At 58.8% G+C, this 23932-nt stretch carries 22 protein-coding genes; 13 read left to right on the top strand and 9 right to left on the bottom strand.

The annotated features are described in order from the left end of the window. Window positions 1-131: 131 nt before the first annotated feature. From ACW9HW_RS06895 to ACW9HW_RS06875, 5 genes are all read left to right on the top strand, one after another. Window positions 132-821 (top strand): ABC transporter permease, encoded by a 690-nt coding sequence (locus tag ACW9HW_RS06895; protein ID WP_457399065.1) that lies wholly within the window; start codon window positions 132-134, stop codon window positions 819-821. Beyond that, complete coding sequence (locus tag ACW9HW_RS06890; protein WP_095196133.1) at window positions 818-1816, top strand: ABC transporter ATP-binding protein; 999 nt, start codon at window positions 818-820, stop codon at window positions 1814-1816. The genes ACW9HW_RS06895 and ACW9HW_RS06890 overlap by 4 nt, the downstream gene beginning before the upstream one ends. A 14-nt stretch (window positions 1817-1830) precedes the next feature. Beyond that, a complete protein-coding gene (locus tag ACW9HW_RS06885; protein WP_256590318.1) occupies window positions 1831-2487 on the top strand; it encodes an ABC transporter permease in 657 nt (218 codons plus the stop codon). Between the two features lie 98 nt (window positions 2488-2585). After that, window positions 2586-3422 carry a glycine betaine ABC transporter substrate-binding protein gene (locus ACW9HW_RS06880; RefSeq protein ID WP_256590319.1) on the top strand — a complete coding sequence of 279 codons (837 nt, stop codon included), beginning with the start codon at window positions 2586-2588 and terminating at the stop codon, window positions 3420-3422. A gap of 158 nt (window positions 3423-3580) precedes the next feature. Then, complete coding sequence (locus ACW9HW_RS06875; RefSeq protein ID WP_457399062.1) at window positions 3581-5125, top strand: amidase family protein; 1545 nt, start codon at window positions 3581-3583, stop codon at window positions 5123-5125. A 177-nt stretch (window positions 5126-5302) separates the two neighbouring features. Here the strand turns inward: ACW9HW_RS06875 and ACW9HW_RS06870 are convergent, their stop codons facing one another. Then, the gene (locus ACW9HW_RS06870) at window positions 5303-6187 is read right to left on the bottom strand and encodes a LysR substrate-binding domain-containing protein (protein WP_457399061.1); all 885 of its coding nucleotides are present in this window, start codon (window positions 6185-6187) and stop codon (window positions 5303-5305) included. A gap of 157 nt (window positions 6188-6344) precedes the next feature. Between ACW9HW_RS06870 and ydiJ the strand changes: the two genes are divergently transcribed. Further along, on the top strand, window positions 6345-9368 hold the full coding sequence (gene ydiJ / locus ACW9HW_RS06865; protein ID WP_457399059.1) for a D-2-hydroxyglutarate dehydrogenase YdiJ: 3024 nt from the start codon (window positions 6345-6347) through the stop codon (window positions 9366-9368). A gap of 46 nt (window positions 9369-9414) precedes the next feature. Here the strand turns inward: ydiJ and ACW9HW_RS06860 are convergent, their stop codons facing one another. Continuing rightward, window positions 9415-9828, bottom strand: coding sequence for a YgjV family protein (locus ACW9HW_RS06860; protein ID WP_141233009.1), 414 nt, complete (start codon window positions 9826-9828; stop codon window positions 9415-9417). A gap of 250 nt (window positions 9829-10078) precedes the next feature. On the opposite strand from ACW9HW_RS06860, the gene ACW9HW_RS06855 reads away from it, so the two are divergent. Further along, on the top strand, window positions 10079-10312 hold the full coding sequence (locus ACW9HW_RS06855) for a hypothetical protein (protein ID WP_095196214.1): 234 nt from the start codon (window positions 10079-10081) through the stop codon (window positions 10310-10312). Here the strand turns inward: ACW9HW_RS06855 and ACW9HW_RS06850 are convergent. Continuing rightward, window positions 10269-10565, bottom strand: a complete 297-nt coding sequence (locus ACW9HW_RS06850; RefSeq protein WP_095196139.1) for a DUF1652 domain-containing protein — start codon at window positions 10563-10565, stop codon at window positions 10269-10271. The two genes, ACW9HW_RS06855 and ACW9HW_RS06850, sit on opposite strands and share 44 nt — an antisense overlap. A 434-nt stretch (window positions 10566-10999) precedes the next feature. Between ACW9HW_RS06850 and ACW9HW_RS06845 the strand changes: the two genes are divergently transcribed. The 5 genes from ACW9HW_RS06845 to ACW9HW_RS06825 all read left to right on the top strand — a co-directional run bounded on the left by ACW9HW_RS06845 (window position 11000) and on the right by ACW9HW_RS06825 (window position 14514). Further along, window positions 11000-11290: a hypothetical protein gene (locus tag ACW9HW_RS06845; RefSeq protein WP_095196140.1), complete on the top strand. Its 291-nt coding sequence runs from the start codon at window positions 11000-11002 to the stop codon at window positions 11288-11290. A 12-nt stretch (window positions 11291-11302) separates the two neighbouring features. Beyond that, window positions 11303-12421 carry a carboxylate-amine ligase gene (locus tag ACW9HW_RS06840; RefSeq protein WP_095196141.1) on the top strand — a complete coding sequence of 373 codons (1119 nt, stop codon included), beginning with the start codon at window positions 11303-11305 and terminating at the stop codon, window positions 12419-12421. Between the two features lie 193 nt (window positions 12422-12614). Next, complete coding sequence (locus tag ACW9HW_RS06835; protein WP_457399056.1) at window positions 12615-13265, top strand: hypothetical protein; 651 nt, start codon at window positions 12615-12617, stop codon at window positions 13263-13265. Beyond that, entirely contained in the window at window positions 13265-13693 is a 429-nt protein-coding gene (locus tag ACW9HW_RS06830; RefSeq protein WP_095196143.1) for a phage holin family protein, read from the top strand. Before ACW9HW_RS06835 ends, ACW9HW_RS06830 begins: the two co-directional genes overlap by 1 nt. Next, complete coding sequence (locus tag ACW9HW_RS06825) at window positions 13690-14514, top strand: DUF3618 domain-containing protein (protein ID WP_095196144.1); 825 nt, start codon at window positions 13690-13692, stop codon at window positions 14512-14514. The genes ACW9HW_RS06830 and ACW9HW_RS06825 overlap by 4 nt, the downstream gene beginning before the upstream one ends. 407 nt (window positions 14515-14921) lie before the next feature. Here the strand turns inward: ACW9HW_RS06825 and ACW9HW_RS06820 are convergent, their stop codons facing one another. Continuing rightward, window positions 14922-17177 (bottom strand): TonB-dependent siderophore receptor, encoded by a 2256-nt coding sequence (locus tag ACW9HW_RS06820; protein WP_457399054.1) that lies wholly within the window; start codon window positions 17175-17177, stop codon window positions 14922-14924. Window positions 17178-17542: 365 nt separating this feature from the next. Beyond that, the gene (locus ACW9HW_RS06815; protein ID WP_457399052.1) at window positions 17543-19564 is read right to left on the bottom strand and encodes an alkyl/aryl-sulfatase; all 2022 of its coding nucleotides are present in this window, start codon (window positions 19562-19564) and stop codon (window positions 17543-17545) included. Window positions 19565-19710: 146 nt separating this feature from the next. Here ACW9HW_RS06815 and ACW9HW_RS06810 point away from each other — a divergent pair, with 146 nt between their 5' ends. After that, entirely contained in the window at window positions 19711-20667 is a 957-nt protein-coding gene (locus ACW9HW_RS06810) for a LysR family transcriptional regulator (RefSeq protein ID WP_095196147.1), read from the top strand. 39 nt (window positions 20668-20706) lie between these two features. Here ACW9HW_RS06810 and ACW9HW_RS06805 read toward each other — a convergent pair whose 3' ends face one another. The 4 genes from ACW9HW_RS06805 to ACW9HW_RS06790 form a co-directional block, all read right to left on the bottom strand. Next, a complete protein-coding gene (locus tag ACW9HW_RS06805; RefSeq protein ID WP_457399050.1) occupies window positions 20707-22098 on the bottom strand; it encodes an aldehyde dehydrogenase family protein in 1392 nt (463 codons plus the stop codon). Window positions 22099-22157: 59 nt separating this feature from the next. After that, complete coding sequence (locus ACW9HW_RS06800; protein ID WP_457399048.1) at window positions 22158-22973, bottom strand: HpcH/HpaI aldolase/citrate lyase family protein; 816 nt, start codon at window positions 22971-22973, stop codon at window positions 22158-22160. After that, window positions 22970-23812, bottom strand: a complete 843-nt coding sequence (locus tag ACW9HW_RS06795) for an FAS1-like dehydratase domain-containing protein (RefSeq protein WP_457399046.1) — start codon at window positions 23810-23812, stop codon at window positions 22970-22972. Before ACW9HW_RS06795 ends, ACW9HW_RS06800 begins: the two co-directional genes overlap by 4 nt. A gap of 25 nt (window positions 23813-23837) precedes the next feature. Continuing rightward, the coding region (locus ACW9HW_RS06790) for a hypothetical protein (protein ID WP_457399097.1) at window positions 23838-23932 on the bottom strand (95 nt) is incomplete at its 5' end.

Raw genomic sequence — 23932 nt, 5'->3', positions numbered from 1 at the left:
TTGATAGAAATCGTCGAACTCAAAGCGCAGGCAGCGTTCGGGAGCGCGGTAAGGTTCATTACAAATCCGGCGTCCACTTCCAGATGCACAGCCGGCAAAAACAACAATGACGTACAGAAGGCATCACAACCATGGAAACCTTGAGTTTCATTCTGGAAAACGGCGGGCTGATCAGCCTGCTACTCGGGCAGCACCTTCTCATCGTCGCGATCGCGGTGGGCCTGGCGATCCTGACCGGCGTGCCTGTCGGGATCGCAATCTCCCAGCACCCCAGAACGCGCCGTTGGGTCCTGGCCTTTGCCGCCGTGCTGATGACCATTCCTTCGGCCGCGCTGTTCGGGCTCATGATTCCGGCCCTTTCCCTGATCGGCTACGGGATCGGCGTCGTGCCGGCGGTCATTGCACTGTTTCTCTATTCCCAACTGCCCATCATCCGCAACACCACCACCGCGATCTCCAACATCGATCCTGCCTTGCGCGAAGCGGCAATCGGGATGGGCATGTCCACCTGGCAGCGGCTGCGCAAGGTCGAGCTGCCGATTGCAGTGCCGCTCATCATGGCCGGAGTGAGGATGGCAACCGTCATCAACATCGGCATCGCGGCCATCGCGGCCTACATCGGCGCGGGCGGCCTGGGCAGTCTGATCATTCGCGGCATCGCCCAATCCGATACCCGCCAGCTGCTGGCCGGCGCCATCGTCATCAGCGTCATTGCCATTGCAGCCGATTATGCGCTGTACGCCTTGCAGCGCCTCCTCACGCCCAAAGGCCTGAACAAGAACAAAGCGGCCACTGGCCCAATGAAGGAAGCGACGACGTGATCCAGATCGAAAACCTGAACAAGAAATTCGGCTCAACCACGGCGGTAGAAGATGTCTCATTCAACGTTGAAGAGGGGCAAATCTGCGTTCTGCTCGGGCCGTCGGGCTGCGGTAAAACCACGACGTTGAAAATGATCAATCGCCTGATCACGCCGACGTCGGGAACGATCAGAATCGGTGGGCGCGACACGTCCGAACTGGACAGCGTCACCCTCAAGCGATCCATTGGCTACGTGATTCAGCAAGTCGGCCTGTTCCCGAACATGACCGTCGAGGAAAACATCTGTGTCGTCCCCAATCTGCTGGGGTGGGACAAAAACAAAAGCCGCAAGCGCGCGGCGGAGTTGCTGGAAGTGGTCGCGCTGGAGCCGTCCAGATTTCTCAAGCGCTACCCGTGCGAACTGTCCGGTGGTCAACAGCAGCGCGTGGGCGTGGCCCGGGCGTTGGCTGCGGACCCGCCGGTGATGTTGATGGACGAGCCCTTCGGCGCGATCGATCCCATCAACCGAGAAGTGATCCAGGACGAGTTCATGCGCATCCAGCGCCAGGTCAACAAGACCGTGCTGTTTGTCAGTCATGACATCGACGAAGCCGTGAAAATGGCGGACTGCGTTGCGCTGTTCCACAACGGCAAAATCGAGCAGTTCGGCAGCCCGGATGATCTGCTGGCGCGGCCCGACAGCGAATTCGTGGCGAACTTCATGGGCAGCGACCGGATCATGAAACGCCTGTGTCTGCTGCGGGCGGCTGATATCGCCAGCAAGATCCCGCCACGGGAACACATGCAAGTCGTTGGCGGCAATAGCGGCATCTCCACGCGCTCGCAACTGGTCGTCAAACCTGGAGACGACCTGCGCCAGGTGCTCTCGCAGCTACTGGGTCGCGGCCAGGACTGGGCGTTGTGCAACGACAGTGACGGTCGCTTCATCGGCTATGTGCACCAGACCGATATCCTGGCGCGACTGGTTGAAAACATTACTCCGGCGGTGCATTGACGATGCCTGACTTGATGATCAGATTTTGGGAAGGGCTCCAGTATTACTGGGGCGATATCAGCTATCTGACGGTTCAGCATCTGCAGATAGTTGCCATCAGTGGGGTCCTGGCCCTGGTTGTCGCGCTGCCATTGGGCGTGTGGATGAGCCGGCCCGCGAACCAGCGTTACGCCATGGCCAGCATGCAGTTTCTCAATGTGGGGCAGGCGATACCCAAGCTTGCACTGTTGGCGCTGGCCATGAGTTTTATTGGCGTAGGCAGCGGCGCCGCCATCATCGGATTGTTTGTCGCGACCTTGTTGCCGGTGGCGGTCAACACCTATGAAGGCTTGCGCGCGGTGCCGGCGCATTTGGTCGAAGCGGCCGAGGCCATGGGCATGACGCCACGGGAAACCCTGTGGAAAGTCGAGATCCCGAATGCGATGAACGTGATTTTCGCCGGCATTCGCACGGCGCTCGCCATCAACGTCGGGACTGCGCCGCTGGCCTTCCTGGTCGGTGGAGGAGGGCTGGGCGAGTTGATCTTTACCGGTATCGACCTGAACGACTTCGGCATGATGCTGGCGGGTGCGGCGTCGACCGCGCTGTTGGCCATCGCCGTCGATCTGGCGTGCGGACTGGTCCAGACCGTCGCCGTGTCGCGGGGCTTGAGGTTGGCCGGGCGCGAATGATTAGAAGACCCAGGATAAAAACCAATAATACGAGGTGCATCATGATTCATCGCATGCTAACCAGTCTGATCCTAACGCTTGGTCTTGTTTCAGGTTCCATGGGGACTGCTTCTGCCAACAGCACCATCGTGGTCGGCGGCAAGAAGTTTACCGAGCAGCAACTGGTGGCGGAAATGACCACACAATTACTGCGCGCCAATGGATACAGCGTCGATAAACGTCCGGACCTGGGCTCGTCTGTATTGCGCGCGGCACAAGAGAACGGTCAGGTCGATGTGTATTGGGAATACACCGGGACCTCCCTGGTCATTTACAACAAAGTGACGGATAAACTGGACGCCGAGCAAACGTACAAGAAGATCAGCGCCCTCGACGCAGAGAAAGGCATTACCTGGTTGAACCCATCGAAAGCCAACAATACCTACGCGTTTGCCATGCGCAAGGACGAGGCCGATAAGGAGGGCATCGTTTCGATCAGCGATCTGGCGAAAAACGTCGGCGAAGGCAAAACCTATAAATTCGCTTCCAACGCGGAGTTCTTTTCACGCTCCGATGGCCTGCGTCCTCTCCAGGACATGTACCAGTTTGAGTTCGAGCGCAAGAACGTCGTGCGCATGGACGGAGGCCTGACCTACCAGGCACTCAGGGACGGTCAGGTGAACGTGGCGTTGGTGCTGTCGACTGATGGGCGGATTCCGGCATTCGGCTTTGTCGTGCTCAAGGACGATAAAGGGTTTTTCCCCAGCTACGCATTGACGCCGGTGATTCGTACCGAAGTCTTCAAAGAGAATCCGAAGATTGGCGAATTGCTCAACGCACTCTCTTCCAAACTGGACGACGACTCGATTGCCGGTCTGAACTCCCGGGTCGATGTCGGCCGTGAGTCAATCGAGAGTGTGTCCAGGGAATTCCTGGAAAAGAACAAGTTGATCTAGTGATTGCGCCGTGGCGTTGAAGTCGCCCGGTTTCGTCTTGATTGTCCAGGCCAGCTGAATACCGCTGGCCTCTTTTTATCCCGCTTATTGGTAGCGCTCATCCCGATCACTTGGGCATGAGCTCATTCCGTTCGCCTGTACTGATGAGGAGAATACCCATGCAGTTGAATAAAACGTTGGTGGCGTGCTCGTTTTTGCTACTGGCGGCAAGGGCTCAAGCGGATGACGGTATTGACCGCATGACCCTTGCCGACATGCGTCTTGCCTTGAATAAAGGGGACATCACTTCCGAGCAATTGGTCCGGCACTACCTGGACAACATTCGCGCGAACAACCATCAGGGCCAGAACATCAATGCGCTGGTGACGCTCAATGAGCAGGCGATCGAACAGGCCCGCCAGTGGGATGCCGAACGGGCTAAAAATCCCGAGGCCAAATATCCACCGCTGGCCGGCATTCCGTTCGTGGTGAAGGACAACTTTGACACCGCCGGTCTGGTCACCTCCGGTGGGTCCTACGTACTGCGTACGTCGGTGCCGAGCCAGGATGCCTTCACCGTCAAGAAGCTGATCGATGGACAGGCGATTCTGCTCGGCAAAGCCAACCTGTCGGAACTGGCCGCGTCTTTCGGCTGGTTCGGCTACAGCTCGTTTGGCGGGCAGACGCTCAATCCGAGAAATACCCGGCGCGATGCTTCCGGCTCCAGCAGCGGCTCTGCCGCCTCGGTGGCCGCGGCGTTCGCACCCTTTGCGCTGGGGTCGGATACCAGCGGGTCGATCCGCGCGCCGGCCAGCGTCACCGGTACGGTGGGTTTTCGACCTTCGATGGGGCTGATCAGTCGCAGCGGCATTATTCCGCTCTCGCTCACGTTCGATACCGGTGGCGTCATTACCAATAGCGTGCTGGATCAGGCCATCGTGCTGGATGCGATCAAGGGACAGGACAACAGCGACCCGGCGACCCTCGACCTTGCCGCCGACACCATACAGTTTGAGCCAGCCCTGAGCCGTTCCTCGCTTCAAGGCAAGACCATCGGGGTGATCACCAACTTCAAAGGCGCCAACCCGGAGGTGGACGCGGTTTTCAGAACCGCACAGCAAACCCTTGGCCAGCGTGGGGCGCATGTCGTTTCCATCGAGCTGCCAAAGGCATTTGAAACCCTCTGGAGCGATGTGCTTGGCCCGGTGGGAGAGAGCGAATTCAAACCGCAGTTCGAACGATACCTGGCCACCCTTGGCCCGAGCCAACCGCGCACGCTGGCCCGGTTCCTTGATCTGGCGAAAAAGAATCAGGCTGACAACGCAGCGCATGGCATGAACCCGGCGCGCCTGGCCGGACTGGAAGCGGTATCGAACACCACCGGCACCGATTCGCCGCAGTACATCTCCATCCTCTCCAGAAAGATCCCGCAGTTGCGCGCGCAACTGATGGACATCATGAAGAAGAACCAAGTGGACAGTCTGTTCTTTGCGACGATCAACTGCCCGGCCTCGGTGGTTCACGGCGTGACGGATGACAGTTACCTGTGCAACGCCGGTGATACCTACGCCTCGTCGTACATTGCCTCCGCCACCGGGTTTCCCGAAATCACGGTTCCGGCAGGCACCATCAAGGGTAATCTGCCGGTGGGCGTTTCGTTCCTGGGCGGTTACGGTGAAGACGCCAAGGTCGTGAGCTACGGCTACGCATTCCTGGGGCGCTGATTGCGCAGATGGGTCGTCTATGAAAACGCGTGCCTGCGTCGCCCATACGTTCTTCGCGAGCAGGCTCGCTCCCACAGATTCAGCGCAGGACTTTGTAGGAGCCGAGCTTGCTCGCGATGGTGGTCAACGATAACGCGGGGTACCTGGATGCCCACAGATTCAGATCAGCGGCATCGGTCAGATTTGTTCCAGCAACCAGGTACGGAACGCGATGAGTGATGGCAGCCTTTCGTTACGTGGCGGATACGTCAGGTAGTAACTGCGCTGACTGGCGAAGGGCTGGCCGAGGCTGATCAGCTCTGCGTTGGCCAACTCATCGGCGACCAGGATACGCGGTACCAGGCCGATGCCGATGCCGGCCCTCACGGCCTGGATCAAGTGCGAGGTGAGTTCGAAACTCGGCCCCAGCCGCATCATCCGATGGGGCAGGCCGTGGTGGCTGAACCACTCGCCCCAGACGTTGGCGTTGTTCGCGACGTTGAGCAGCGTCTGTGTGCCAATGCGCTCCGGTGTCCAGGTGTCATGGGCCGCCGCCGCTTGTGCCGACATGATCACCATCAATTCTTCGGTGTGCAGGCGATGGCTGATCAGACCCGGCATGTCGGCGTTACCGACGACGATCGCGGCATCGATGCCACTGGTCTCGAAGTCGATGGTGTCGATCCGGGAATTGATGTGCACCAGCATGCCGGGATGGGTTTTGTAGAAGTCGTGAAGGCGTGGCAATAACCACTTCGAGCCGAACGTCGGCAAGGTGGCCAGGCGCAAGGTTCCGCTGCCCGACTGATAAGCCATGGCCTGCAAGGTGGCGCTGCGGATGCGTCCGAGCGCTTCGCTCAGTTCCCGCTGATAAAGGCGGCCGACATCGGTCAACTGCACCTGCCGGCCTTCCCGGCGAAACAGCGTCAGGCCCAGTTGCTGCTCCAGCGCCTGGACCTGTCGGCTGACCGCGCTTTGAGTCAGCGAGAGTTCCACCGCGGCGCGTGTGTAGCTTTCATGGCGAGCGGCGGCTTCAAACGCCAGCAGCAACGACATGGAAGGGGTGAGGTGGCGGTAATTCATTCGTAAAAGTCATCGATAGCGGCAGGATTATCCGTTTGTCCGGCGCCGGAGCCTCCAGGATCATTGGCACGCTGACAACCTGAGGCTGACCGATTAATGCCCTGGCGACAAGTGTTTTGATTTTTCCGTGATTCGACCGACAAGAGACCATCCCGAGATGATCGCCCAGCTGTCTACCGTTGCACCCGCGCCACAGTACCCGGAATTTCTTCAAGCCCTGCGGGCCAGCGGCTTTCGCGGTCAGCTCAGTACTGACTACGCCACCCGAACCGTGCTGGCGACCGACAACTCGATTTACCAGCGCCTGCCGCAAGCAGCGGTATTCCCCCTGGACGCGGACGACATCGTGCGCATCGCCACCTTGATGGCCGAGCAGCGCTTTCGCCAGATCAAGCTGACCCCGCGGGGTGGCGGCACCGGCACCAATGGCCAGTCATTGACCGACGGCATCGTGGTCGACTTGTCGCGGCACATGAACAGCATCCTCGAAATCAACGTCGCCGAGCGTTGGGTGCGGGTGCAGGCGGGCGTGGTCAAGGACCAGCTCAATGCCGCGCTCAAGCCCCACGGGCTGTTCTTCGCCCCGGAGCTGTCGACCTCCAACCGTGCCACCGTTGGCGGAATGATCAACACGGACGCCAGCGGGCAGGGCAGTTGCACCTATGGCAAGACCCGCGATCATGTGCTGGAACTGCACAGCGTATTGCTCGGTGGCGAGCGCCTGCACAGCCAGCCGCTGACCGACGCGCAGCTTGATGCGGCGTGCACGCAACCCGGCCGCCTCGGCGAGGTGTACCGTACCGCGCGGCAGATCCAGGAAACCCAGGCCGAGCTGATCGAGTCCGTGTTCCCCAAGCTCAACCGCTGCCTGACCGGTTACGACCTGGCCCACCTGCGCGACGAGCAGGGGCGTTTCAACCTCAATAGCGTGTTGTGCGGTGCGGAGGGTTCGCTGGGCTACATCGTCGAGGCCAAGCTCAACGTACTGCCGATCCCCAAGTATTCGGTGTTGGTGAACGTGCGCTACAGCAGCTTCATGGATGCGCTGCGCGACGCCAACGCGTTGCTGGCGCACAAGCCGCTGTCCATCGAAACCGTAGACTCCAAAGTGTTGATGCTGGCGATGAAAGACATCGTCTGGCACAGCGTCGCCGAGTATTTTCCCGCTGACGCCGAGCGCCCGACACTGGGCATCAATCTGGTGGAGTTCAGCGGGGAAGACGCCGCGCAAGTCAACGCGCGCGTGGCGGCGTTCGTGGCGCATCTGCAGGCTGACACGAGCATCGAGCGACTGGGGCACACGCTGGCCGAAGGAGCCGAAGCGGTGACCCGCGTCTACGCTATGCGTAAACGCTCAGTCGGGTTGCTGGGCAACGTCGAAGGCGAGATTCGTCCGCAGCCTTTCGTTGAAGACACCGCGGTGCCGCCGGAGCGGTTGGCCGACTACATCACCGAGTTCCGCGCACTGCTGGACAGCCATGGCCTGGCTTATGGCATGTTCGGTCATGTCGATGCCGGTGTGTTGCATGTGCGCCCGGCGCTGGATATGAAAGACCCGGCCCAGGCGGCGCTGGTCAAACCGATTTCCGATGCCGTGGCCGAACTGACACGGCGCTATGGCGGCTTGCTGTGGGGCGAACACGGCAAGGGTTTGCGGTCCGAATATGTCCCGGAATTTTTCGGTGAGCTGTACCCGGCGCTGCAATCGCTCAAGGGCGCGTTCGATCCCCACAATCAGCTCAACCCCGGCAAGATCTGTGCCCCGCCGGATGCCGCCCAAGGCTTGCTCAAGGTCAACGAAGTGACGCTGCGCGGTGATCTGGATCGGCAAATCGATGAGCGCGTCTGGCAAAGCTTCGGCACTGCCGTGCACTGCAACGGTAACGGCGCTTGCTACAACTACGATCCCGACGATGCGATGTGCCCGTCGTGGAAAGCCACCCGTGAACGCCAGCATTCGCCGAAGGGCAGGGCCTCCTTGATTCGCGAGTGGTTGCGTCTGCAAGGTGCGGCCAATATTGATGTGCTTGAAGCGGTCGCAGGCCAATGGTCGTGGCTGCGCGGGTTGCCGAAGCGATTGCGCAACAATCTTGCGCGTTCACGGGGCGAGGAGGATTTTTCCCATGAGGTCTACGACGCGATGGCCGGTTGCCTGGCGTGTAAATCCTGTGCGGGACAATGCCCGGTCAAGGTCAACGTGCCGGAATTCCGTTCGCGTTTTCTGCAGCTGTATCACGGTCGCTACCAGCGCCCGGTACGCGACTACCTGATCGGCTCGCTGGAATTCACCCTGCCGTACGTGGCGTACGCTCCGAGGCTGTACAACGCGGTGATGGGCTCGAAATGGATAAGTCGCCTGCTCGAACGCCATGTCGGCATGCTCGACAGCCCACTGATCAGCCGCTACAACCTGCAAGCCACCTTGGCCGGATGCAAGGTGGGCGTCGCCAGTGTCGCGGCGCTGCGTGAGCTGACCCCGCAACAGCGTTCACGCAGCGTGGTGCTGGTGCAGGACGCGTTCACCCGCTACTTCGAGACCCCCTTGCTGGCGTCCTTCATCCAGTTGGCGCACGGGCTGGGCTACCGCGTATTCCTGGCGCCTTTCAGTGTCAACGGCAAACCCTTGCACGTACACGGTTTCCTCGGTGCATTCGCCAAGGCGGCGATTCGCAACGCCCATCAGCTCAAGGCCCTCGCAGACTGCGGCGTGCCGCTGGTGGGCCTGGATCCGGCCATGACGCTGGTCTACCGCCAGGAATACCTGAAAGTACCGGGGCTCAATGATTGCCCGAAGGTCTTGCTGCCGCAGGAGTGGCTGTTTGATGTGCTGCCGGAAAAGCCGCAGCCTGTTGCGCAGACGTTTCGTTTGCTGGCGCATTGCACTGAGAAGACCAATGTCCCGGCCAGTACTTCACAGTGGGAAAAACTGTTTTCCCGGCTTGGGCTCAAACTGGTGACCGAGGCGACCGGCTGCTGTGGCATGTCGGGTACCTACGGCCACGAAGCGCGCAATCAGGACACTTCGAGAATCATCTTCGAGCAGTCATGGGCCGGTAAGCTGGATAAACAGGGGGAGGCGTTGGCGACCGGATACTCCTGCCGCAGCCAGGTCAAGCGCATGGCCGACAGGCAACTGCGTCACCCACTGGAAGTGCTGTTGGAGCATGCGCTGCCGTTGTAGGGACATGCTGTTGACTCAAGACGCAGGGAGACATCCGTTTCTTCAGTCACGGCTGCTTAGGGTTGCACTCTTGCGTCTGGTCCTTCCGGTTCTTTTTGAATCCCCGAAGATTCATGACGCAGAGGCAGATCTGCAGGACGATCAGGGCATACGCTTGTGCGTAGGCCCCCCAAACCACCCACAAGATGTTGCTCAGGATGAAGCAGATGAATCCTGTCATTCTCCGGGTTGGTCGTTGCGACCCAATCAGCCACGCGGCGAGTACCGTTACCAACATCGCAGGCCATTGAACCCAGTCAACGTAGGCCAAGGGGAGCACCTCTTCGAAATCGCGATCTTCAACAGTTGGAAGTGAGATGCACTTTTTCCGGCATGTCCGATCACAAGTGTGCTCGAAACAGAAATCTGTGCAGGCTGCGATAGCGGCAAGAATAGACGACTGGCGAAGGATTTTTTCCATAGCGGCAGATGCGGTGGCGTAGCGGCAACATTGCGCTTTTCCACTGCGAGAATGACTTCGCTACACCCCATCTTCGATCAGTCAGAGTGGCAGATACGACCTGTTTGTACTGAAAGCGTCAGCGCCCCGAACTTTCTCCGGTTGATTCAGGTCGACAAATTTCCAGCCTCATCAGCGTAGCCCAATGCCTGACGTCGAGGCATCTCGACTGCCGAAGCGTGGCGGTTCAATAACAAAAATGGTGATAGCGATGAATTGTCTTATCTGTGTCGGCGTGGCGAAGCGCATTCATTGCCACGGCCCGTGGGAGGAGAGGGATTGTCCGGATTGCGGGCGCTATCGGGTTTCCGACGAGCTCCTTTTGACCTTGATGGATCAGGGCCAGATCTTCGATGTCGGCAAAACCAGAGACTGGCTGCAAAGCCGACGCAAAGGCGGTGCTACCCCTTCGATTGAAATCCATGAAGCCTTGTTGCTGCCATAGCGCTTGCCCTGTCCGAACGAGGGACATAAGCGGCGTGCGCGAGATCCTGTCGTAATCCTGTCACCAGGCTCGTGATGGCTTGTCCATTTGCCAGTTGATCTACCGCGATACCGGTAACGACAAGCATTTCCTGATTGGAATTGTCCTGGAAAAATCGCACCGTCAAGGCAGCCCCCGAATCAACTGTGCATTCACAGCGCACGGGTAAAAAGCTTTGCTCTATCAAGTGCCGGATTTCTAAAGTCGATAGCATCTGTCTTGCCTCGACGAGAGCCAGCCAAATGACTTTTGTCTGAGGGGTATTGAGCAAGCGCCGCGAAGTAACGGGCTTGATTGGGCTTCGCCTGAATCGTTGGCTGGAGGCTCACTATTAATTCTAGATCCGATCCTTCAGGACATTAGATCCTTTCAATCTGAGTGATGGCTCGCAGCGACACCTCATCTGCCGCCCCGAAGATTCTTTGCGGCGGACGACGTCGATGGCGGTGACGTCGGCTTGATTGCCGCCGCGTTTTTACCCTCATTCGTAACGATTCATTTCCCAGGTTGAATCCCGGGGCATTGGGTCATTCAGTAACCGAATGAATCGCATCACTTTATGAAGTTTGAGCACCTCTGGTCGGCGGTCATGAACGTGTGTCGAGTTCTGCGGATCCATTCGAAAACACCTGTGGAATGAATGCGGTCATGAACTCTTTCGAGAATCAGCTGACGCCCGCTCAGGAGAAAAGACTAAACGCCCTGGCATTGTGGTATCGCGTGTTCGAGGCCAGCGCCCTGCGTATGGATCGTCCAGATACCTATCACGAAGAATTGCTTCGCCAGGCGGATGAGATGGATCGTCAGGGCATCATTGATTGGGAGGAGTGGCGGGACTTGCGCGTAGAAGCAGACCAGGCTTACTTGCGTGCAGTCGCAGGCGAAGACTATCACCCGGTTCAAGCGTCAATGCTGTCGATTGATCCGGATGCCGTTTAGGGAATGGAAGCAATGAACCGCCAGCTGAAGTTCGGTATTGAAGAGGAATATTTCATTACCGATCTGGTCACTCGACACATGCCTGGAACGCTCGTCCACGCGGTGAGTGACAAATGCAAAACCGAACTGGGCCAAAGTTTCGCCTACGAGATGTTCCAGGCGCAGATCGAAGTGGCTTCACCTGTGTTCACCGACCTGGCGCAGGCAGCGGAATTTCTCGCTAACGCCCGAGGCACATTGAAGCATGCTCTCCAGGCTTTTGACCTGGGATTGCTGTGTGCCGGTAGTCATCCCTTGGCGGACTGGCGTATTCAGCACCCCACAGACCAGTATCATTTTCAGCAGCTGTTCAACGATTATCAACGCGTAGCTCGACGCAGTCTGCTCTCGGGTCTGCACGTGCATGTAGAAATTGCGCATCACCTGGATCGAATTCAGGTCATGAACGAGGTGCTTGCGTGGACACCCATGCTATTGGCCTTGAGCAGCTCCTCTCCATTTTGGGACGGTTGCGATAGCGGATTTGCCAGTTATCGGCAGACAGCCTGTGATGAATGGCCCCGGATGGGCATTCCGGAATTCCTTGAAGATGAACCTGCCTATAAAGCCTACGTTGCCTTTTTGGTTTCAACCGGTTCGATGAGAACCCCAAGTGACTGCTGGTGGGGGGTACGGCCTTCAGCAAGGTTTCCGACGCTGGAATTGCGAATGACGGACGCCTGTCCGCGTTTGGATGATGCTTTGACTATTGCCTGCTTTTTCCGATTGATGATTGCCTACGCCATCGAGCAACCTCATCCGGGAGCGGCTTACTCGCAGCAATCCCGGTGGATACTGATGGAGAACCGCTGGAGAGCAAAAAGGTCCGGAATCCATGCATCGTTTCTCGTTGAGGGTTTCGAGCGGCCTTGCACGATCGATCAATGGCTTTTCCTGGTAGAGCAAATCCTGGGAGATACCGCTCGAACACTGGGCGTCGAAAACGTATTTTCCCGGATTCGCCGAATGATCCACTCCGGTACCAGCGCAGAACGGCAACGTGTCGTCTACGAAAGCGCCATCGGCAGCGGCTTGAGCGTCCAGGCAGCACTCTCACGAGTGGTTGACCAGTTGTTGCTGGAAACAGCGTGAGTACAAGGCATCACGCAAAGTCCGATCTAATGAGGCATTACCCTGTGGGCGCCGGCTCGCTCCGACATAAACATCGCGCTCATCATCCGCTTTGAACTCCCGACACGGCTGCTCCGTCCTCTGCTATGAGGGGGCTCAGGGCATCTCGCTGTGAACTCCCGCAACGCTTCTCAAACAGAAGGCGAGGGACGACATGAATACTTCAGATAGCAGGGCGGGAACTCAGGCAAATAACCCGGATCCCGGCAAGCCTGAGCACGCTTTTCAGGATCTTAAAGAGGATGTCACCGAGGCGCTGGGGGGCGTGCGTGAGCAAGCCGATGCTCAGTTCGGTGAGTACCGTGACACTGCCGCGGATCAGATCGAGGCTTTGGCAAAAGGGGCAAAATCCTTTGTTTCCGAACTCGAGGAAAAGGACACGCTCGGCATGTCCGATTACCTCAGCGACATGGCGGAGTCGATGAGCGGACTCGCCGGGAGTCTACGCGGCAAAAGTGCTGAACAGCTCCTGCATGACGCCGCCGAACTGGCGCGGAGCAACCCGACGCTGTTCATCGCCGGCAGCATTGCGTTGGGCTTCGGTCTGTCGCGATTCTTGAAGGCAGGCAGCGCGTCGACTGCGCCCCTTGATGCGGCAAGCGATTCATCTGCGAGCAGCTCGACGCCTCCCGCAGGCGGATTTGGTGCTCATCGACCTTATGAGTCACCCATCGCCCCGCACACTGATCCGAATCCGGGTCTGGCCACCGGCATCACACCCGCTTCGCCCAATGAACAGGATCATCGGTCGGACTTCGCCACCTCATCGGCAACGGGTGCGCCAATCTTTAAAGGAGACGTGTGATGAACAGAGAAGATACCGAGCTGCCCGGCTCAAGACCTATATCGGCGTCTGACGATGCTTCGATGATCGGCTTGCTGCGGCAATTATCCCGGGAAGTGCCTGCCCTGTTTACGAAGGAGCTGGCGCTGGCCAAGGCCGAACTGCAAGCCAGCCTGACCACCCTCAAGGCAGGGATCGCCGCCGTGGCCGGCGGTGCAATTGTGCTGTTGGCGGGTTTTATCATTCTGTTGATGTCAGCGGTGTACGGGTTGAGCACCGTCATGGCGCCCTGGCTGGCTGCACTGATAGTCGGTGTGGTGGTGATGATCGTCGGGTTCGCCATGCTGCAATCGGGAAAAAAACAATTCGAGCCGTCCCACTTCAAGCCCGACCGGACCCTGGACGCTTTGAATAAAGATCAGGAAGCGCTGCGGAGGAAAGTCACATGAAAAGCGAATTGGACATCGAATCGGAAAAAAGCCCCGAACAGATCGAGCGTGAGATCGATGCGCAGCGGGCCAGCATCGGCAATATCGTCGATGCGCTGGAAAGCAAATTCACCCCCGGGCAAATGTTCGACCAGGCCTGGGGCATGATGCAGAACAATGGCACGACGTTCATGAGCAATCTGGGCACCAGTGTGCGTAACAACCCAGTTCCCGCCGTGCTGACCTCGGTCGGTTTGCTGTGGCTGATGATGGGCCAAAATCGTCCCCCGGTCGCTTATCCCGGGTATCGAACCGGGCCCGACCAGGGCAGGGTCGGCGAGTGGGCCGATGATCTGGCGGACGGCATCGACGGCGCACGCGAGCATCTGCATCAAACCGCCGATTCACTGAAGGGGGGATATCAGTCACTCAAAAGCAAGGCTGCGAGGGCAGGCGACAACGTCGGTGCTGCTGCCGAAAGCATCAGCCACGCGGCGCATGACGCCAGTGACCGGATTGCGCGCAACACTCAGGTCTTGGGTCAGCAATTCAATCATTTGCTCAAGGAGCAACCGCTGATGGTTGCCGCGGCGGGTATCGCTTTGGGCGCGTTGCTGGGTGCGGCGTTGCCGACGACCAGCACTGAGCAGCGCTATCTGGGGCGTAAAAGCGCCGGCCTGGTGGATAAGGTGAAGAAGCAGGCACAAGAAGGCTACGAGGCGGTGCGCGATACCGTCACCAAGACAACCGAGCATTCGGAAAATCGGGCCAACCGGGAGTCAGGGCCCACGACTGCAGCCAATGCTTCAGCCGATCTTACCAAGGGGCTGGGGACGTCCTGACACTGCGGCTCCCACGGAAGGCCTGCAATGGGCCTTCCGTAAGGGATCGGGTATCAATCGCTGCGGATAGCTGGATTCATAGACTGGGTGTTCCATTGATCCGATGTCACAATTGAGCACCGGCGCGTCGCCAGGCGGTGCGCTGGGCATGCGGTATTGGCGGCTGTATGGTTCCCCGCGCATTGACTGCAGAGCATATGACCGGCCATTCCTACAACACCTTCGGTTTCAGTGTCTTTAGCGGGAAGGTTCGTCCTGGCCGCGAATGACGGCGACCGGGTATCGCCGGATGGAAGTCCCCCGATGCCATGGACCGCAATAAGTACAACACCGGCGCAAGGCCGGTGTTGTGTCATCGCGTCGGGTTCATCCGGGTAACAGAGTACCTCGCCGCTGCGCTGGGTAACTCAGAAACGGTACTTCGCGGACGCGGTAATGCTGCGGGGCGCACCGTATGTCAGCGCACCGTAGGCATCGAAAATGTCGAAGTACTTCTCATCGGTGACGTTGTTGGCATTGACCTGCGCCGAGAGGTTATCGGTGATCTCGTAGCGCGCCATCAGGTTGACCAGCGCGTAGGCATCCTGCTGAATCTTCTCGGAGTTGCCTGCCGGGTTGGTGGCGTAGGTGTAGATCGAATCCTGCCAGTTGACGCCGCCGCCAATGGTCAGCTTGTTGAACATGCCGGGCAGGCGATAGGTGGTGAACGTACGCAACAATTTGGTTGGGTATAGCGTGTTCACATCGTCGCCGTTGGCATCTTCGGCGGTGAACTGGGTGTAGCCCACCGAGGCATTCCAGTCGGTCGCCAGTTCGCCGGAGACTTCCAGCTCGAAGCCCTTGCTGGTCGCGCCTTCGCTGGCCTCGTAGGCGTAGCCGCCGACAGGGTTCGACGGATCGATCAGCACGCCGGTGCTCTGGCCCAGGTTATCCTGTTTGATCTGGAAAATGGCCGCGGAGGCGTTCAAGCGGCCCCCGAAGTACTCACCTTTCAGGCCGATTTCACTGCTCTCGCCAACGATGGGCTCCAGTTGCTGGCCACTGCTGTCACGCACCGACTGCGGCAGGAAGATTTCCGTGTAGCTGGCATAGGCCGAGAGGTTGTCGGTGAGGTCATAGACCACACCTGCATAAGGGGTCAGCTCATGATCGACATCGATCTTGCTCACTTCCGAATAGATGTCATCACTGGTCTTTTCGTACCAGCTCTCACGTGCGCCAAGAATCACTTTCAAATCGTCGGTCACGTTCAAGCGTGTTGCCGCATACAGCCCTTTTTGTCGGGTCTCGCTGTAGCCGTAGTCTTCCCTCGGACCCCAGATCGGCTCGGGGAAATCGCCGTTGTAGGCATCGAAGTCGGCAACACCGTCAAACCCGGTTTGCGCGTTGAGGGCATCGGCGTCGAATTTCTGTTTGCTGTCCACATAACCAAAGGCCAATTCGTGCTCACGGCCCAACATCGAGAACGGGCCACTGAAGCGGATGCCGTAGTCATCCTGGGTGGTCTCGGTCTTGTAGGTCGCCGGGAATGAAGACATGCCGGAGCTGCCATTCTGGCCAGGATTGCCAGAGAGGTAGAGCAGGGAAGAGTCGCCGTTTCGCTCGCCACGGTTGTAGCTGAGGTTCATTTGCCAGTCGTTGGCGAACCTGTGGTCGAGGTTGACGAAGTAGGTCTCGAAGGTGGTGTCCCACTTGCTCCACTTGGCGGAGGTGGTCTTCGAACGGCTCCAGTGGGTGCGGCTGCCGTCGGCGTACCAGACGGGCAGGCCACCCCACATCGGCGAGTCGGCATTGCTTTCCTGCCGGCTCAAGCCGAACCACAGCGTGGTGTCGGGGGTCAGGTCGATATCCATGGTGCCGTACAGGGTCTGGCGCTTGTTCGAATTCATATCGATCCAGGTGTCGCCTTCGTTGGTCTCCGCGACCAGACGCCCACGCACAGTGCCTTCCGAATTCAGCGCGGTGGACACATCGGCCTCGACGCCATAGGTGTCCCAGGTACCGGCGCTCAGTTCCAGCGAGCCTTTCAGATCTCTACTGTTGGCGCGTTTGCGCACCATGTTGATGGTCGCCGAAGGATCGCCGGCACCGGTCATCAACCCGTTGGCGCCGCGCACGATTTCGACGCGGTCATACATGGCCAGGCTGCTGAAAATCTCCCCCGAACTCCATGGCTGCTCGAAGATGGTGGGTACGCCATCGATCATCAGCGAGTTGAGTTCAAAGCCGCGGGCGTTGAACTGCGCCCGGCTTGTCTCGTAGCGGTTGACCGACACCCCCGTGGCATTGTTGACCACGTCGAGGATGGTATTGAGATCCTGGTCCTGGATGCGCTGTTGGGTGATGACGCTGACCGACTGCGGCGTCTCCCGCAGCGACATATTCAACGGCGTGGCCGTGCGTGCAGCCTCTGTCGTGTACGAGTGGGTGTCTTCGGTCACGGCGCTGCGTTCACGGGCGGCAGTCTCTGTGATAGCGATAGGCGCCAGGTTCAAGGCACCTCCCGTCTCGGTCTGCTCAGTCTGTTCCGCCGCCTGCACATAAGGCGCAGTGATGGCGATGCCGGCTGCCAGCATGTGCACGGCGAGAGCCAACGGGCGCACGGTCGAAGGCGAACGCGGCGTAACGGGATTTTGTGAACACAGGGAGAGGAGAGCGGTCATGCGGACTCACATTTGGTTTGCTGTTATTGAGAATCTATATCATACGCATATGTGAATTAATCTGTAATGTGGTTTGTACGCATTTGAGATTATTTATCAAATGAGATGGCGCCCGGGCACATTTCCCGGGCCACTGCGCTTGGGGATCTGCCGGAGAAGTACCGCGTAGTGTTTCTGCTGTCGCGTTGCGAAGGATTCACCCTGGCACGGGGCTACGTTGCAAGCGCGTTTAGCTGACTTGACCGTCGATAGATTTGTGCGGGGTTCAATAAAACCCTGGCGAAACCAGGTGTTGAGTGGGCGCGTCCAAGCCGCAGACGCGCCAGGTTGCCTGTCCATTGGCAGAGTTAACCGCACAATTGGCGTTACTGCTTTGTACCCGGTAGAAGTTCAAAGTCCGGGGTGAACGGGGTCATGGCGGCCATCAGCCGGGCGAACGGTTTGGGATCGCCTTCAAAGGTCGCCTTGCCTTGCGCGACCAGCTGATCGAGGCTGGTCTGCTTCGCCATCACGCCTTCAAGCGCCGAGCGATCGAGGGTGAGGGTCAGATCGGCGTTTTTTGCCTGCTGGCCCTTGAGACTGGTCAGCGTTGAATTGCTCAGCTCCACCACGAATTGTTCACCATTGTCCGGCGTCTTGAGGTTCAGGACGAAGTGCAAGTCCGCAACCTTGCTGCCGTCCAGGGCGATGCCGAGATATTCGAGCCACAACTCTGTGCTCATGGCGCGGATCGTGTCGGGGCCGCCGGATTTTGGCGGCAGGCCCTTGGGCATTCCGTGGCGCAATTCATAGGCAGCCGCAAGGAAGCTGTTGCGTACGCCGGCACTTTCCTTCTGATAGCCTACCTGCTCATAGACATCCGCCAGCAGGTCCTTGGCCTGGCTGTTTTGCGGCTCGGCATACACCAGCTTATTGAGAATTTCATAAGCTTCGCGGTATTTGCCCTCATCGAACAAGGCTTTGCCCTTGGCCATGATCTTTGCTGCGCCACCCATCATTTCAACGTACAGCGGTGCCGAATCCTTCGGTGACAGCGGCATCAGCGTGGCCGGGTTGGCATCCCAATAACCCAGGTATCGGTTGATCACCGCGCGGCTGTTGTGTTCTTCCGAGCCGTGATAGCTATGCGTCGCCCAGTTCTTCTTCAGGCTCTCGGGCAACTTGTAGACATTCTGGATCTCGTTGATGGTGACGCCCTGGTTCGCCGCGTGCAGGACGGCGTTGTTCAGGTTGGCATAGGCATCGCGCTGTGCGCGCATCACTTCCTGGATCCGTTCATTGCCCCAGCGCGGCCAATTGTGCGCGGCGAGCATCACATCAGCCTGCTGGCCGTAGCGATACAGGGCGTTGTTGATGTGCTTTGACCACACCAGCGGATCACGAACCAAAGCACCGCGCAGGGTGTAGATGTTGTGAATGGTGCCGGTGATGTTCTCGGCCGCCCAGAACGTTTTGAATTGCGGGAACCAGGTATTCATTTCCGACGGTGCTTCGGTGCCAGGCGTGTTCTGGAACTCCATTTGTACCCCGTCGATTGTCAGGCTTTCGAAATCCTTTTCGATGTATCGATTGGGTTCGATCAGGCCCATGTTGCCGGCGGCGGCGTTTTTTCCGATGGCCATGTCGACATGACCGTAGGGGCTGCGCGGCAAAAGCAGGCCGTATTGAAAGAACGCCCGTCGGGTCATGGCATTGCCGGCGTAAACGTTTTCAGCCACCGCATGTTCCATGAAGCCCACGGGGGCGATCAGCGCGACCTTGCCGCTGCGCACGTCCGCTTCCTCGATAACGCCACGGACACCGCCGAAGTGGTCCGCGTGGGAGTGAGAAATCACCACAGCCACTACCGGGCGCTTGCCCAGTTTTTCATTGATGAATTCCAGCGCCGCCCGGGCGGTTTCCTTTGAGGTCAGGGTGTCGAAAACTATCCAGCCGGTTTCGCCCTTGATGAACGTGATATTGGCCAGGTCAAAGCCGCGTATCTGGTAGATCCTGTCCGGCACCACCTCGTACAGACCATAGGCCATGTTGAGCAAGGCCTGGCGCTGCAGCGACGGATTGACCGTGTCGAAGTCCTTGCCGTCCAGCAGGAAGTTGTAGCTGCCCATATTCCAGGCGACGTTCCCCGCTTCGGCCATGATCTTGTTGTAGGGCGGTGCTGCGATGAAGCCTTTTTTGGCTTCTTCAAAATCGCGCTTGTCTGCAAAAGGAAGCGTTTCGCGCACACCTTTCTGAAACTCAATGGTGTACGTCGACGGCGATTTTCCTTTGTTATCGAAATGCTCGATCGCGGCCGGCACGGCAGTTGTCTGAGTAGCAAAAAGGGTGGGGCTGAAGCCCGTAGACAGTGCGATGGCCAGAGCGCAACTGAGGGTCTTGTTATTCATGAAGTGTTCCTTCGCCAGGAGTGTCGATGCCGTTGATGGCACGGGTTTGTTCTTGCTTGTCTTGACCCGCCCGGCAAGGAATAGCATATTCATCTGATTACGAAAAATTCCGTTTTATTCGATTTCGATAACATAAAGGTTATGCCATGACCCCGCGCCGCTTACGCCAGTTCCTGGCACTGATTGAACATGCCCATTTTGGTCATGCAGCCAAAGCGTTGGGCGTTTCGCAACCAGCGCTCAGTAAAAGTATTCAGCTGCTGGAGCAGGAACTCGGCGTCACGCTGTTCGATCGACGCACCGACGGCGTGACCCTGACGGCGTTTGGTCAAGTGCTGCAGAGAAAGAGCCAGCGCCTATTGATGGCCGAAGAGGACCTTCGGCGGGACATTGCGCTGCTGGCGGTTGGTGACATCGGCACACTCAAAGTGGCATTGGGGCCGTACCCCAGTGTCATCAGCGGCTATCCGGCCATTGCCCGGTTGCACGCCCGACATCCGCACCTCAATGTGACGGCCCATGTCGCCGGGTGGCGAGAGGTTGCGCAGCAGGTCGCCAGCGGCGCAGTGGATCTGGGGATTGCTGAAATCAGCGCCTTGCAAGGTGGTGAGGAATTCAATTGTGAGCTATTGGGTGAACATGAGGGGCGACTGTTTTGCCGGCCCGGCCATCCGCTGCTTTCGCAACGTTCTTTGAAGCGAGCGCAAACCCTCGATTATCCTTGGGTGGCGTCGCGTATTCCGTTCCGTCTGGCCGGCGTTTTGCTGCCCGCGACGTTAGGCTGCGCCGGCGCCTATGACACAGTGACTGGCGATTTCGTGCCTGCGATTGAAATTGACGTCCCCATGCAGATTGTTCAATTCGTGGCAAACAGCAATGCACTGGCGGTGGGTACTTTGTCGGCCTTCGAGCGGGAGCTGCTGGCGGGTGAAATCGTACCGCTGCCGCTCCACGATCAGGCGTCGTACACCCGTTACGGTTTTATCTCTCTCAAGGAGCGTTCGCTGCCTCCCGCCGTGGAGGCTTACATGCGCGAAGTGCGTGCGGTGGAAGAGGACGTTGCCCGGCGCGAACATGAGCTGGCCGACTTGATGATGAAATAGCGCAAAGGGGCCGGTTTCTACAAGGAGTCAGCTTCTCTGTCAGTGACGGTCCAGCAAGACAGTCTGCGCATTGCAGAATTCGCGCACGCCAAAATGCGATAACTCTCGACCGAAGCCGCTTTTTTTCACACCGCCGAAAGTGACGCGTGGATCGGTAGCGCAGTAGCCATTGATGAAAACACCGCCAGTTTCCAGCCTGCCGGCCATTTGCTGGGCGAGTTCAACGTTGCCAGTGTAAATGGTGGAAGCCAGGCCGAATTCGCTGTCATTGGCCAGTTCCAGCGCATGGGTCGCATCGCGCGCGGTGATGATCGATGCGACCGGGCCAAACAGCTCCTGTTTGAACGAGGTCATTTGATCGGTGACGTTTGCCAGGACCGTGGGCTCGTAGAAATTGCCGCAACCTTCAGCCATCTTCCCGCCCAACAACAGCGTTGCGCCTTCTTCCAGCGTGTTGCGCACTTGTTGATCCAGTTCATCACGCAAATCAAAGCGCGCCATCGGCCCAATATACGTTTCGGGGGACAGCGGATCGCCGACGCTCAGTTGGCGCGTGGCTTCGACGAATTTGCGCGTGAATTGCTCTACAACGCCTTGCTCGACGATCAGGCGTTTGGCGGCGGCGCAGACTTGCCCGGTGTTCTGATATCGGCCGATCACCGCGGCTTTCACAGCGGCGTCGAGGTCTGCATCATCAAGCACAATGAACGGATCGGAACCGCCCAGTTCCAGCACGCATTTTTTCAGCGCTGCACCCGCCTGTGCGCCGATGGCCATACCGGCCCTGACGCTACCGGTGAGGGTGACCGCGGCGATGCGTGGATCTGCGATTGCCTTGGAAACGCCGTCCGGCGTCACGTTGATGACTTCGAACGTACCTTCGGGAAAGCCGGCTTGCTTGAAGGCTTCGAGAAGCCAATACGCGCACCCCATCACATTGGGTGCATGTTTGAGCACGTAAGTGTTACCCGCGATCAGCGCTGGAATGGCACCGCGCAGCACCTGCCAGATCGGGAAGTTCCACGGCATCACCGCGAGAATCGGCCCCAGTGGACGATATTCTATGCGCGCCTTGCTACCCTCGACCAAGGTCGGCTCGGCCGTCAGCATGGCCGGACCGTGTTCGGCGTACCACTCACAGAGTTGCGCGCACTTCTCGATTTCACCGCGTGCCTGGGTGATCGGCTTGCCCATTTCCAGGGTGATCCTGTTCGCCGTGACTGCTGCGTTTTCACGCAAGGTCTTGGCCAGAGCGATCAACAGTTGCGAACGTTGCGCAATGGGCACATGGCGCCAGACGTGGAACCCGGCCGCAGCACGCGACAGTACGGCTTGCAGTGCCGAATCGGACTCGAACGGGTAGAAGGCGATCTGCTCACCGTTGGCGGGATTGATCGAGATGGCATGGGTGAGGCTGGATACGTTGGTCATGACACCGTCCTGCGTGATAGGGAAGGATGTATTGCTCGAAGCCAAAGAGCCGGAGTTATTCAGGTCGCGCGCGCCAGGATGGTTTGTGCACGACCAATGACCGGCGCATCGATCATTTGCCCATCGAGGACGAAGACACCTTCGCCCGTACTCGCGGCATCCATAATGCGTTGCGCCCAATGCAGCTCCTCAAGACTGGGCTTCAGTGCTTGATGGATGATTGCTACCTGGCTTGGGTGAATGCACAGCGCACCGCCAAAACCCATGTCACGAGCAAATTGAATGGCGCAGTGCAAACCGGCGCTGTCCTGTATGGAAGGAAACACCCCGTCCAGCGCAGGCGCGAGGCCGGCTACCCGGGTTGCCAGCAGAACCGCGTAGCGGGCATGACTCAGGATCTCTTCGGCGGCCCGGCTGCCAGTGGTCAGGTTCAGATCCAGGCCCAGATCGAGGCTGCCGAACGACAAACGCTCAACACCCTTTGCCTCGGCAATGGCGCGGAGTCCGGCCAGTCCCCTGGCACTCTCGATGATGGGCCAGATCGGTTTACCGGTATCGGCGGCAGTGAGCACTTGCGCCGCGGTTTCGGTTTTGGGCAGCAGGATGCCGATCACACCGGCGTGCCGTTGGCACAGCGCCAGATCCCAAGCGTGTGCCCAGTGGTCCGGCGCGTTCACTCGTACCAGAATCCGGGCATCCGGATGTTCACTCAAGAAGTAGTCAAGGTTATCCCTGGCCTGTTCCTTGAGGTTTTCCTGCACGGCATCTTCCAGGTCGACAATCACCCGGTCCGCACCGGTGGCGATGGCTTTCGGGATACGCTCCGGGCGAGTCGCCGGTACGAACAGCGCGGAGCGAACGATGGTTGTATTCATGGTGTATCTCCCTGACTGAACCGGACTTCGCCAAGCTGTGCAATACCGTCCTGATTGCCTGCCCAGACTTGCGCCTTGCCGCTGTCGATCAAGCGTCCACCCACCTCGAAAGGTTGAGGCGAAATCAAGGGACGGACACCACGAAAGGTGAAGCGCTCCAGGCGTGCTTTTGGATGTGCCTTGGTAAAAGCTCGCAAGTTGAGGGTGGCGATCAATGGACCATGCACCACCAGTCCCGGATAGCCTTCGGCCTCGGTGACGTAGGGCCAGTCGTAGTGAATTCGATGGCCGTTGAAGGTGACGGCGGAATAGCGAAACAGCAGGGTCGGGGAGGGTTCGACCCGCGCCTGCCATTGGCTTTGCGGCGGCGCTTCGGTGCTGTTCGATTTAGGCGGGGTGGGTTCTCGATAGACGATGTCCTGTTCGTCTTGCAGAACGCGCTGGCCGTCCTGGAAGTACTCATGGCGAACCGTGACAAACAGCAAGGAGCCAGTACGACCGTGCTTTTCTTCGACGTTGAGAATGGTCGAGACACAGGTCACGTCAGCTTCCACCTTCAACGGTTGGTAAAAATCGATTCGGCTGCCCGCCCACATGCGATTGCGATTGTGGGCTGGAGGCAGGAATCCCCCGAGCGCCGGGTGACCGTCCGGACCCAACTCCTCGGCAGTGACCGGTTCCTGAAAAAAAGCCCAGTGCCACAAAGGCGGCAGCGGTTCTCCGGGTTGTGGTGCCGGCTCGCCAAACGTCGCGGCGATGCGTTTGACCAGGGTGAAACTGATCCGGTCCTGGCTTTCCTGGCGACGTCCAATCCAGGCTGAAAAATCGGAATTGCTCATAGTCATCGCTCCCGTCGGTCAGTGGTCAGGCCAGGGCGGCCATTTCTGGAATCGCTTCAAACAGGTCCGCCACCAGGCCGTAATCGGCCACCTGGAAGATCGGCGCCTCTTCGTCCTTGT

The organism is Pseudomonas sp. SDO5532_S415 (genome assembly GCF_054071155.1).
This window is presented reverse-complemented; position numbering and strand designations above follow the sequence as displayed.